Source organism: Streptomyces sp. NPDC059454 (assembly GCF_042749965.1).
GTDB lineage: Bacteria > Actinomycetota > Actinomycetes > Streptomycetales > Streptomycetaceae > Streptomyces.
The window spans coordinates 112,829-123,340 of the sequence record NZ_JBHYVC010000017.1 but is presented as its reverse complement, the minus strand read 5'-3'; the positions used below and the strand labels follow the sequence as shown (position 1 = coordinate 123,340).

General features: G+C 74.1%; 10 protein-coding genes. 3 read left to right on the top strand and 7 right to left on the bottom strand.

All coding sequences use genetic code 11. The features are described from left to right. Positions 1–48: 48 nt before the first annotated feature. Complete coding sequence (locus ACFXAE_RS15075; protein WP_384713597.1) at positions 49–1,080, bottom strand: LacI family DNA-binding transcriptional regulator; 1,032 nt, start codon at positions 1,078–1,080, stop codon at positions 49–51. A gap of 61 nt (positions 1,081–1,141) precedes the next feature. Then, a complete protein-coding gene (locus ACFXAE_RS15070; protein ID WP_384713594.1) occupies positions 1,142–1,804 on the bottom strand; it encodes a TetR/AcrR family transcriptional regulator in 663 nt (220 codons plus the stop codon). Between the two features lie 122 nt (positions 1,805–1,926). Between ACFXAE_RS15070 and ACFXAE_RS15065 the strand changes: the two genes are divergently transcribed. Next, positions 1,927–2,490 carry an NADPH-dependent FMN reductase gene (locus ACFXAE_RS15065; RefSeq protein ID WP_384713591.1) on the top strand — a complete coding sequence of 188 codons (564 nt, stop codon included), beginning with the start codon at positions 1,927–1,929 and terminating at the stop codon, positions 2,488–2,490. 148 nt (positions 2,491–2,638) lie between these two features. Here ACFXAE_RS15065 and ACFXAE_RS15060 read toward each other — a convergent pair whose 3' ends face one another. Genes ACFXAE_RS15060 through ACFXAE_RS15045 form a run of 4 tightly spaced genes read right to left on the bottom strand, consistent with a single transcriptional unit; the run spans position 2,639 to position 7,428 of the window. After that, on the bottom strand, positions 2,639–3,775 hold the full coding sequence (locus tag ACFXAE_RS15060; protein ID WP_384713588.1) for an XdhC family protein: 1,137 nt from the start codon (positions 3,773–3,775) through the stop codon (positions 2,639–2,641). Beyond that, the gene (locus ACFXAE_RS15055; RefSeq protein WP_384713585.1) at positions 3,768–5,885 is read right to left on the bottom strand and encodes a xanthine dehydrogenase family protein molybdopterin-binding subunit; all 2,118 of its coding nucleotides are present in this window, start codon (positions 5,883–5,885) and stop codon (positions 3,768–3,770) included. Before ACFXAE_RS15055 ends, ACFXAE_RS15060 begins: the two co-directional genes overlap by 8 nt. Beyond that, entirely contained in the window at positions 5,882–6,874 is a 993-nt protein-coding gene (locus ACFXAE_RS15050; RefSeq protein ID WP_384713582.1) for an FAD binding domain-containing protein, read from the bottom strand. The genes ACFXAE_RS15055 and ACFXAE_RS15050 overlap by 4 nt, the downstream gene beginning before the upstream one ends. Further along, positions 6,871–7,428: a 2Fe-2S iron-sulfur cluster-binding protein gene (locus tag ACFXAE_RS15045; RefSeq protein WP_384713579.1), complete on the bottom strand. Its 558-nt coding sequence runs from the start codon at positions 7,426–7,428 to the stop codon at positions 6,871–6,873. Before ACFXAE_RS15045 ends, ACFXAE_RS15050 begins: the two co-directional genes overlap by 4 nt. Before the next feature lie 276 nt (positions 7,429–7,704). On the opposite strand from ACFXAE_RS15045, the gene ACFXAE_RS15040 reads away from it, so the two are divergent. Beyond that, on the top strand, positions 7,705–8,319 hold the full coding sequence (locus tag ACFXAE_RS15040) for a TetR/AcrR family transcriptional regulator (RefSeq protein ID WP_384713576.1): 615 nt from the start codon (positions 7,705–7,707) through the stop codon (positions 8,317–8,319). A 171-nt stretch (positions 8,320–8,490) separates the two neighbouring features. After that, a complete protein-coding gene (locus ACFXAE_RS15035; RefSeq protein WP_384713573.1) occupies positions 8,491–9,681 on the top strand; it encodes a CaiB/BaiF CoA transferase family protein in 1,191 nt (396 codons plus the stop codon). 168 nt (positions 9,682–9,849) lie between these two features. Here ACFXAE_RS15035 and ACFXAE_RS15030 read toward each other — a convergent pair whose 3' ends face one another. Next, positions 9,850–10,497 carry a phosphoribosyltransferase gene (locus ACFXAE_RS15030; protein ID WP_384713570.1) on the bottom strand — a complete coding sequence of 216 codons (648 nt, stop codon included), beginning with the start codon at positions 10,495–10,497 and terminating at the stop codon, positions 9,850–9,852. Positions 10,498–10,512 lie beyond the last annotated feature (15 nt).

Genomic DNA, 10,512 nt, shown 5'->3' with positions numbered 1-10,512 from the left:
GGCGCGGGGAACTGCGCGAACGGCCACCACGGGCCCGCACCCGAAGGTTCAGCTCGACTCGCGTCGTACCACCGACGCTCCCAGCGCCTTGTGGGCCTCGGGCGCGGCGGCCGGGTCGCGCACCGCGCGGTCGACCAGTTCGGCCAGCTCGCGGCCGGCCGGCAGTTCGAGGTGGACGGTGCTCAGCCGGGGTCGCAGTAGCCGGCCCAGCATCAGGTTGTCGGCGCCCAGCACGGCGGTCTCCTCGGGGACGCGGACGCCCTCGTCCTGGAGCGCGCGCATCAGCAGCATCGCGTACTCGTCGTTGTACGTGAACACGGCGTCGAGGCCGAGCTCGCGCCAGCGGGCGGCCAGCCGGGCGGCGGCGCCCTCGTCGTACGCGAGCGGCAGCTCGGTGACCGTGGCGTCGGTGCCGCGCAGGGCGGCGCGCACCCCGGCCAGGCGGGGCGCGGAGAACGCCTCCAGGCCGGGCTCTCTCGGGACGACCACGCCGATCCGGCGGCGGCCCCGGTCGAAGAGGTGGGCGCCGGCGCTGTGTCCGACGACGTCGTGGTCCATGAGCAGGGCGTGCGCGCCCTCGACGGGCTCGGGGCCGAGGGTGACGACGGCCCGCGCCCCGGAGCGTTTGAGCACTTCGACGCCGCGCGGGCCGAGTCCGGAGCCGGGGACCAGGACCGCCACGGGCCTCAGCTCGGCCCAGGCGCGGGCGGCCTCGTCGTCGTGCAGGCCGACGGTGCCGTACTGCACGACCGTGTAGTCGAGGCGGGCGAGGGAGCCCTGGAGATCGTTGATGAACTGGCTGTAGAGCGGCCCGACGGGGAAGGCGGGCGCGGGCATCAGGACCGTACGGCTGTGTCCGGCGCGCAGGCTGCGGGCCGCCGCGTGCGGCACGTACCCGAGTTCCTTCGCGGCCTCGCGGACCCGGCGGCGGGTGGGTTCGCTGATCCGGACGACACCGGCGTTGTTCAGGACGTAGGAGACGGTCGCGCGCGAGACGCCGGCCAGGCGTGCCACATCGGCGCTCGTGGGTACGGAGCGCGCCGGTGCGGGGGACGCGGGCGTGTTCGTTATCTGCACCATGACGTACGGCATCCTCGCAGAAGCCGCAACCGGGCGATCGGGCGGGTGAGTTGATACCCCGTCAGCGGTCGGACGCCTGGCCCGTCACCCGGTCGACCAGGTCCAGCCACGCGGACTCCAGCCGCTCCGGCGGCATGCCGCACTGCCGTATCAGATGGTGGATCAGGGCGGCGTCGAGCTGGGCCATCAGCGTGTGGGCGAGGACCTCGCAGTCCGCGTCCGGGACCGCCTCACGCAGCAGCAGGGTCACGTGGTGGCGCAGGACGCGGCGGGGCGGACTGGTGAAGCGGCGGCCCGCTCCCGGTTCGGCCGCCAGCTGCAGTTCCAGTTCCTCGGCGGTACGGCGGAGCATCGCCAGGCCGAAGGCGCGCAGCCGCTCGGCCGGGGGTGCGCCCGGCCCGAGCGGCGGGGGTCCGGTGAGGAAGGCGGCCTGGAACTTCTTCTCCGAGTGGTCGAGGAGGGCGGTGAGCAGACCGGTGCGGTCGCCGAAGCGGCGGAAGACCGTCCCCTTGCCCACGCGGGCCGCCGCCGCGACCTCCTCCATGGTGATGCTGTCGGCCCCGCGCTCGGCCACGAGCAGCGCGGCCGCCTCCAGCAGGCGGGCCCGGTTGCGCGCGGCGTCGGCGCGCAGGCAGGGCTCGTCGGGGCCGGTGCCGAGTTGCAGCAACTCCTGTGGCTGTACGGGGTCCCGGGGAGCCGGGGCGGGCGGCGGCGCGGCGGACATGAAGCCAGCGTAAAGCATCGGGAAGAAACTGGACCGCGGTCCGGTTGAAGTGCTACAACGAAGAAACGGACCTCGGTCCGGATTGTTTCGGCACTGTTTCAGCCCTCCCCTGGAGTTCCCTCATGTCTGTTCGCATCCTCGCCCTCGTCGGCAGCCTTCGCGCCGGTTCGCACAACCGTCAGCTCGCCGAGGCCGCGGTCAAGCTCGCCCCCGCGGGCGCCGAGGTGGCGCTCTACGAAGGGCTCGCGGAGATCCCCTTCTACAACGAGGACATCGACGTCGAGGGCGATGTGCCGGCCGCCGCCGCCAAGCTGCGCGAGGCCGCCGCGGGCGCCGACGCGCTGCTGCTCTTCACGCCCGAGTACAACGGCACGATGCCGGCCGTCCTGAAGAACGCCATCGACTGGCTGTCCCGCCCCTTCGGCGCCGGCGCCATCGGCGGCAAGCCGGTCGTCGTGATCGGTACCGCCTTCGGCCAGTACGGCGGCGTCTGGGCCCATGACGACGCCCGCAAGTCCGTGGGCATCGCGGGCGGCAAGGTGATCGAGGACATCAAGCTCTCCATCCCCGGCTCGGTGACCCGTTTCGCCGAGACCCACCCGGCCGACGACAACGAGGTCGCCGACCAGCTGACCGAGGTCATCACCCGCCTCCACGGCCTCGCCGGCGAGCCGGCCGCAGTCTGACCCCCGAACGCCGGAGGGGCTGGGTCTCAGCCCCTCCGGCGTTCCAGGAGCGGGGTCCGGAGCGGAGCCCCGGGGTCGGGACGGGAGGGTCCGCGGGGGCGAAACCTCCTCACCCGACGCGACGGAACCGGACCCCGTGCCCAAGGGCTCAGGCAGCCGCCGACGCGGACCGTCCGTCACGGTGGATCGGCGTTCGCGAGCCCGTCAGGGGAACGCCCGTGCCGCCCCTGCGCGTGGCGACGATCTCCGCCGCGATGGACAGGGCCGTTTCCTCCGGGGTACGGGCGCCGAGGTCGAGGCCGATCGGGGAGCGGAGGCGGGCCAGCTCCCGCTCCCCCACACCCGCCTCGCGCAGGCGGCGCTCACGGTCGGCGTGGGTGCGCCGGGAGCCCATCGCCCCGACGAACGCCACCGGCAGCCCCAGCGCCACCTCCAGCAGCGGTACGTCGAACTTCGCGTCGTGGGTGAGGACGCACAGCACCGTGCGCGCGTCGGTCTCCGTGCTCCGCAGATAGCGGTGCGGCCAGTCGACCACGATCTCGTCGGCCTCCGGAAAACGGGCCCCGGTCGCGAACACGGGCCGTGCGTCGCACACCGTGACGTGGTAGCCGAGGAACTTGCCCACCCGCACCAGCGCCGCCGCGAAGTCGATCGCCCCGAAGACGATCATGCGGGGCGGCGGCACCGAGGACTCCACGAACAGGGTCAGACCGCCGGGGCAGTACGAACCGTCCTCAGCCACGGCGACCGTACCGGTGCGGCCCACTTCCAACAGGGCCCCGGCCTCCCCGGCCGCCGTCCGGTCCAGTTCGGGAACCCCGCCGAGACCGCCCTCGTACGATCCGTCCGGGTGGACGAACAGGGCCCTGCCGAGGAGTTCCGCCGGGCCGTCGACGACCCGGGCCAGTGCCCCCGGCCCACCCCGGTGGACGGCCGCCAGCGCCGCCCGCAGCACCGGCCGTGCGGGCGCCCGCGCGCCGACCGGCGTCACCATGATGTCGATGACCCCGCCACAGGTCAGGCCGACGGCGAAGGCGTCCTCGTCGCTGTAGCCGAACCGCTCGACACGGGTCTCGCCGTCCGCGAGCGCCTGGGCGCACAGGTCGTACACCGCGCCCTCCACGCATCCGCCGGACACCGAGCCGACGACCGTGCCCCCGCTGTCGACGGCGAGGGCGGCGCCGGGGCCGCGCGGCGCGCTGCCGCCCACGGACACCACCGTGGCCACGGCGAACTCCCTGCCCTCGGTCAGCCAGCGGTGCAGCTCGCCGGCGATGTCAAACACGTGGTCCTCCCGCCCGCAGCACCCGGTCCGGACGGATGGGCAGGCTCCGGTGGCGTACGCCGGTCGCGTGCCAGACCGCGTTGGCGACGGCCGCCGCCGCGCCCACGATGCCGACCTCGCCGATTCCCTTGATGCCGACGGGGTCGTCGGGGTCCGGGTCGTCGACCCAGTCCGCCTCGACCGCCGGCACGTCGGCGTGGGTGGCGACGTGATAACCGGCCAGATCGGCGCCGTAGAGGCCGCCGGAGGCCCGGTCCCGGACCGCCTCTTCGTGCAGGGCCATCGAGATGCCCCAGGTCATGCCGCCCACGAGCTGACCGCGCGCGGTGAGCGGGTTGACGATCCGGCCCGCGGCGAAGATGCCGAGCATCCGCCGCACCCGCACCTCGCCGGTGGTGACGTCCACGGCCACCTCGGCGAACTGCGCCCCGAAGGAGTGCCGTTCCTTCTGGGCGAGGGCGCCGAGGGCGGCGGTGGTGTCGGACCGTACGGTGACGCCCTCCGGCGGCACGGCGCCTCCCGGAACGAGCTTCTCCCGCAGTTCCCCGGCGGCGGCCGTGATCGCCCAGGCCCAGGAGCGGGTGCCCATGGAGCCGCCCGCGATCCCCGCCGGGCCGAAGTCGCTGTCGCCGATGTGCACCCGGACCCGGTCGGGCGTCACGTGGAGCGCGTCGGCGGCGACCAGGGTGAGCGCCGTACGGGCTCCGGTGCCGATGTCGGCCGCGGCGATCCGCACGGTGTAGGTGCCGTCGGCCTCCGCGGTCACCGCGGCCGTCGCCGGCAGGGCGCCCGCGGGGAAGGAGGCCGCGGCCGTGCCCGTACCGAGCAGCCAGCGCCCTTCGCGGCGCGTCCCGGGGCGCGGGTCACGGCCGGCCCAGCCGAAACGGCGGGCGCCCTCGCGGAAGCAGGCGGCGAGGTTGCGGCCGGCGAACGGCAGTCCGGAGACCGGGCCGTGCTCGGGGTCGTTGCGCAGCCGCAGCTCGACCGGGTCGACGCCGCACCGCTCGGCGAGTTCGTCGAGCGCCGCCTCCAGCGCGAACGACCCGGGCGCCTCGCCCGGCCCGCGCATCCACGTCGGGGACGGCACGTCCAGCCGTACCGCCTCGTTCGAGGTGTGGTGGGCGTCGGCGTCGTACATCACGCGCGCCACACCGGCGCTCGGCTCGACGAACTCCCAGACCGTCGACGTCTGGCTCAGTGAGCGGTGCTCGAGGGCGCGCAGCCGGCCGCCGGCGTCGGCGCCGAGCCGGACCCGCTGGACGGTGGGGCTGCGGTAACCGGTGAGCGAGAACATCTGACGGCGCGTCAGCACAACGCGGACCGGCCGCTGCAGGGCGGTCGCGGCCATCACCGCGCACACCTGGTGGGCTCGTGCGCCCTTGCTGCCGAAGCCGCCGCCGACGTGCTCGGAGCGCACCCGCACCGCGGACGCGTCCAGCGAGAACATCCGCACGATCTCGTCGGCGACCCAGGTGGTGCCCTGATTGGAGTCGACGACCTCGAGCCGGCCGCCGTCCCACAGGGCGGTCGCCGCGTGCGGCTCCATCATGGCGTGGTGCTCCTCGGGCGTGGTGTACTCCACGTCCACCACATGGGCACAGGCGGCGAGTTCGGCCTCCAGGTCGCCCTTCTGCGTCACCGCGGGCATGTGTCCGTCCACCGGGTGGGCGTCCGGACGGCCGGCGAAGAGCCCGATGTCGTGCGGCTCCTGCTCGTAGGTGACGACGAGCGCCTCGGCGGCCTCCCGGGCCTGCTCGGAGGTCTCGGCGACGACGAGCGCGACGGGCCAGCCGGCGTGCGGGACCCGGTCGTTCTGGAAGACCGCGGCCGTCGGGTCCGGCGGAACGCCCAGCATGCCGACGTAGTCGATGTCGAGGCGCGGGGCGTTCCCGTGGTGCAGGACGGTGAGCACGCCCGGCATCCCGAGCACGGGCCCGGTGTCGACGGACAGGATCCGGCCGCGGGCGATCGTGGACAGCACCAGCCAGCCGTGGGCGAGGCCGGCGAAGGGGATCTCGCCGGCGTACCGGGCGGCGCCGGTGACCTTGTCGCGGCCCTCGACGCGGGTGTGCGCGGTGCCGACGGCGCCCGTCGTCGCGGCGGTGGTCATCGGGCGGCCTCCTCGGCGAGTTCGGACAGCACGGCCACCACGAGGTTGCGTATGAGGGTCACCTTGTATCCATTGTCGGGCAGCGGTCTGGCGGCCGCGAGTTCGGCGTCCGCCGCCGCCGCGAAGTACTCCGCGGTGGCCGGGGCGCCGTTCAGCACGCGTTCGGCGGCACGGGCCCGCCAGGGCCGGGACGCCACGGCCCCGAAGGCGAGGCGGGACTCGCGGACGACTCCCCCGCTGACGTCGAGGGCGGCGGCGACCGAACCGATCGCGAAGGCGTACGAGGCGCGTTCGCGGACCTTGCGGTAGCGCGAGCGGGCGGCGACCGGCGCGGGCGGCAGGGTGACGTGGGTGATGAGCGCGCCGGGCGGCAGGGAGGTCTCCCGGTGCGGGGTGTCGCCCACCGGGAGATAGAAGTCGGCCAGCGGCAACTCACCGGGCCCGTCGGCTGTTTCGTAGGAGACGACCGCGTCGAAGGCGGTCAGCGCCACACCCATGTCGGAGGGGTGGACGGCCACGCAGTGGTCGGAGGCGCCCAGGACGGCGTGGTTGTGGTGCTCGCCCTCGACGGCGGGGCAACCGCTGCCGGGCGCACGCTTGTTGCAGGGCCTGGTCACATCGGTGAAGTAGCCGCAGCGGGTGCGCTGGAGCAGATTTCCGCCGACGGTGGCCATATTGCGCAACTGCCCGGAGGCACCGGCGAGTACGGCCTGGGTGAGGGCGGGGTAGTCACGGCGGATGCCGGGGTGCGCGGCGAGGTCGCTGTTGGTGACGGTGGCGCCGATGCGCAGTCCGCCGCCGTCGGCCGGCTCGATCCGGTCCAGCGGAAGGGTGCGGACGTCGACGAGCCGGGCCGGGCGCTCGACGCCGTTCTTCATCAGGTCGACGAGGTTGGTGCCGCCGCCGAGGTAGCGGGCGTCCGGGTCGGCGTCGAGCAGCGCCACCGCGCCGGGGACGTCGTCGGCACGCCGGTAGTCGAATTCCCTCACGCCGCGGCCTCCTCGGTCTCGCTCCGGTTCTCCGCGGCCGCGCGGGCGACCGCCTCGACGATCTGTACGTAGGCGCTGCAGCGGCACAGGTTGCCGCTCATCCGTTCCCTGATCTCCTCGGGGGTCAGGGGCGGTGGTCCCGCCTCGGGACGCACGTCCCCGGTGACGGCGCTGGGCCAGCCCGCCGCGTGCTCCTCGATGACGGCGACGGCCGAACAGATCTGGCCGGGGGTGCAGTAGCCGCACTGGAAGCCGTCCAGGTCGAGGAAGGCCTGCTGCACCGGGTGCAGCCGGTCCCCGTCGGCCAGGCCCTCCACGGTGGTGACCTCGCGCCCGTCGGACGCGACGGCCAGTTGCAGGCAGGACACGGTGCGGCGGCCGTCGACCAGGACCGTGCAGGCACCGCACTGTCCCTGGTCACAGCCTTTCTTGGTGCCGGTCAGATCGAGGCGCTCGCGCAGGGCGTCGAGCAGGGTGGTGCGGTGGTCGACGGACAGCGTGTGCTTCTCGCCGTTGATGTTCAAGGTGACGTCACTGGACGTCGAGGGGGTCATGAGCAGCCTTCTTTCGCAGACCTGGAAGGCGGACGAGTCGATGACGCGGGGGGGGGTGGGCTGTACGGAACGTGGGGCGTTCGGGACCATGTGGAAGAGGGGGAAGGGCCGCGGACCCGCCGGTCGTCGAGGGCATGCCACCGGGCGTCCCGCGCCGTCCGTGTCCGCCGATACGATGGATCCGAAACGGACAGCTGTCCGCTACCCCCAAGAACGTAGTGGACAGCTGTCCGGTTAGCAAGGACGGGTTTCGGTCACGGCCCGGGAGGAGGACGAGTGGGACACGAGAAGGACGCAGCCCCGTGCGCGCGGACACCGCGGAGCACGGCGGCACCCCTGCGCTCGGACGCGCAGCGCAACCGCGAGCGCATCCTGGAGGTGGCCCTCGTCGAACTCACGCGCTCGGCGGAGACCCCGCTGAGTGTGATCGCCAGGAAGGCGGGCGTCGGGCAGGGCACGTTCTACCGGAACTTCCCCAGCCGTGAGGCCCTCGTCATGGAGATCTACCGGTACGAGATGCGGCAGGTGGCGGACAGCGCGGCGCAGTTGCTGAGCACGCGGGAGCCCGACTGCGCGCTGCGCGAGTGGATGGACGGGCTCGCCCGCTTCGCCATGGCCAAGGCCGGGCTGGCCGACGCCATCCGGCAGGCCACCAGCGGACCGGGGAGCCCCGCGAAGCCGGGACACAGCCCGGTGACCGAGGCGGCGGAACTCCTGCTGCGCCGCTGCGAGGAGGCCGGATCCATCCGCCCGGGGGTGACCGCGGACGACCTCGTCCTCGCCATCGGCGGCCTCTGGCAGCTCGACCCCGCCGAGGACTGGCAGCCGCGCGCCACCCGGCTGCTGGACCTGGTCATGGACGGCCTGCGCGCGGGGGCGCCGGGGCGGTAGCACACGCCCGGGCGACCGCCACGGGCGCCGCGTCCCGCGGGCCGGCGGTCCGCGGCGCGGGGTGCCGGCACAGCGCACTCGGGTGACCGGCGGGCCCGGGACACGGCCGGGTCCGCCGTTGACAGCCGCCCCGCCCGGGCGTACTGATCGAGGCCGGAGCAGGCAGGAGGCATGGACGTGCACAAGCCCCCCTTGGCCGGGGTCACGGTGGTCAGTGTGGAGCAGGCGGTGGCCGCGCCCTACGCGACCCGGCAACTGGCCGATCTCGGTGCCCGTGTGATCAAGGTGGAGCGGCCGGGCGAGGGGGACTTCGCCCGCCGGTACGACACGACCGTGCACGGCAACTCCAGCTATTTCGTGTGGATCAACCGCTCCAAGGAATCCCTCACGCTGGACCTGAAGGACCCACGCGGTCGCGCGGTCCTGCACGGGCTGCTCCGGGACGCCGACGTGTTCGTGCAGAACCTCGCGCCGGGCGCCGCCGACCGCCTCGGGCTCGGAGCCGACGAGCTGACCCGCCGCCACCCCCGGCTGATCCCCTGCACGATCTCCGGGTACGGCACGAGCGGCCCCTGGGCCGACCGCAAGGCGTACGACCTGCTGATGCAGTGCCAGACCGGACTGGTGTCGCTGACCGGAACACCGCGGGAGACCGCCCGTACCGGGATCTCCGTCGCCGACATCGCCGCCGGGATGTACGCGTACAGCGGTGTGCTCACCGCCCTGTACACCCGCGCGACCACCGGCACGGCGCACCCGGTGGAGGTGTCCCTGTTCGAGGCGCTCGCCGAGTGGATGGGCCAGCCCGCCCACTACACCCGCTACGGCGGCGCCCAGCCCCCGCGCCTGGGCACGCAGCACGCCACCATCGCCCCGTACGGGACCTACCGGGCCGCCGACGGGCGCGAGGTGCTGTTCTCCGTTCAGAACGAGCGCGAGTGGGCGGTCCTGTGCGCGGAGTTCCTCGGCCGGCCGGAGCTGACCGACGATCCGCGCTTCGCCACCGGCTCCGACCGGGTGGCCCACCGCGAGGAGCTGAACGCGGTCATCGCCGAGCGCTGCGCCCGCGCGGACTCCGGCGAACTGCTCGGGGACCTCGAGGGGATCGGCATCGCCTGCTCCGGGGTCAACGACGTCGCCGCCTTCCTCGACCACCCGGTGCTCGCCGCCCGCGACCGCTGGCGCGAGGTGGCGGTACCGGGCGGAACCGTGGAGGCGCTGCTGCCGCCCGCCGACCTCGCGGGTCTGCCGGCCCGCATGGACCCGGTGCCGGCCGTGGGCGAGCACACGGAGGCGATCCTCACGGAACTGGGCCGTTCCCCCGAGGAGATCGCGGCGCTGCGCGCGGACGGGGTCGTCTGAGTCCCGGCCGGGACCTGCCCGGTGACCGAGGCCGAAGGAGCGCGTCGACGCGACGGAACCCCTCCCGCGCGAGCACGGTCGGCTACGGGGAGCCGGCGACCGGCGACAACACCGCGGACAGGCGTGCCGGACGCCGTGCCCCCGGCCTGACCCGCCGGACAGGCCCTCCTAGGGGTGCCGCTGGTGCAGCGCGTCCAGGACGTCCTCGTCGGTCAGCTGGTCGAACTCCTCGTACCACTGGCCCACGGCCATGAACGCGGCCGGCTCGTGCAGACACACCACCTCGTCGGCCTCGGAGCGCATCAGCGCGACACCCTCCGTCGCGCCGACCGGAACGGCCAGCACGAGGTGTCCGGAGTCCTGCGCCCGCAGGGCGCGCAGCGCGGCGCGGGCGGTGGAGCCGGTCGCCAGTCCGTCGTCGACGACGATCACGGTCCGTCCGCTCAGCTCGGGAGCCGGGCGGCCCTGGCGGTAGCGCTGTTCGCGGCGGCGCAGCTCGGTGCGCTCGCGCTCGACGACGGGCGCGAGGTCGGCCTCGTCGAGGCCCAGCCGCAGCAGGGCGTCCTCGTCGAAGAGCGGCACCCCGTCGCCGGCCATCGCGCCGACGCCGAACTCCTCGTGGAAGGGGGCGCCGATCTTCCGTACGACGAGGACGTCGAGCGGGGCGTCCAGCGCCCGGGCGACCTCGACGGCCACGGCGACACCGCCGCGGGGCAGGGCCAGCACGACGGGTTCCGGCAGGGCTCCCTCGTCCTGCCTCTCGCGCAGCCGTGCGGCCAGTTCACGGCCGGCCTGCCGGCGATCACGGAACCGCATGGTGGACGCCCTCCC

Coding starts and splice junctions, on each gene's coding strand:
- ACFXAE_RS15045 (WP_384713579.1), bottom strand. CDS start 7,428: ATGACCCCCTCGACGTCCAGTGACGTCACCTTGAACATCAACGGCGAG.
- ACFXAE_RS15055 (WP_384713585.1), bottom strand. CDS start 5,885: ATGACCACCGCCGCGACGACGGGCGCCGTCGGCACCGCGCACACCCGC.
- ACFXAE_RS15035 (WP_384713573.1), top strand. CDS start 8,491: ATGGACGTGCACAAGCCCCCCTTGGCCGGGGTCACGGTGGTCAGTGTG.
- ACFXAE_RS15070 (WP_384713594.1), bottom strand. CDS start 1,804: ATGTCCGCCGCGCCGCCGCCCGCCCCGGCTCCCCGGGACCCCGTACAG.
- ACFXAE_RS15065 (WP_384713591.1), top strand. CDS start 1,927: ATGTCTGTTCGCATCCTCGCCCTCGTCGGCAGCCTTCGCGCCGGTTCG.
- ACFXAE_RS15030 (WP_384713570.1), bottom strand. CDS start 10,497: ATGCGGTTCCGTGATCGCCGGCAGGCCGGCCGTGAACTGGCCGCACGG.
- ACFXAE_RS15075 (WP_384713597.1), bottom strand. CDS start 1,080: ATGGTGCAGATAACGAACACGCCCGCGTCCCCCGCACCGGCGCGCTCC.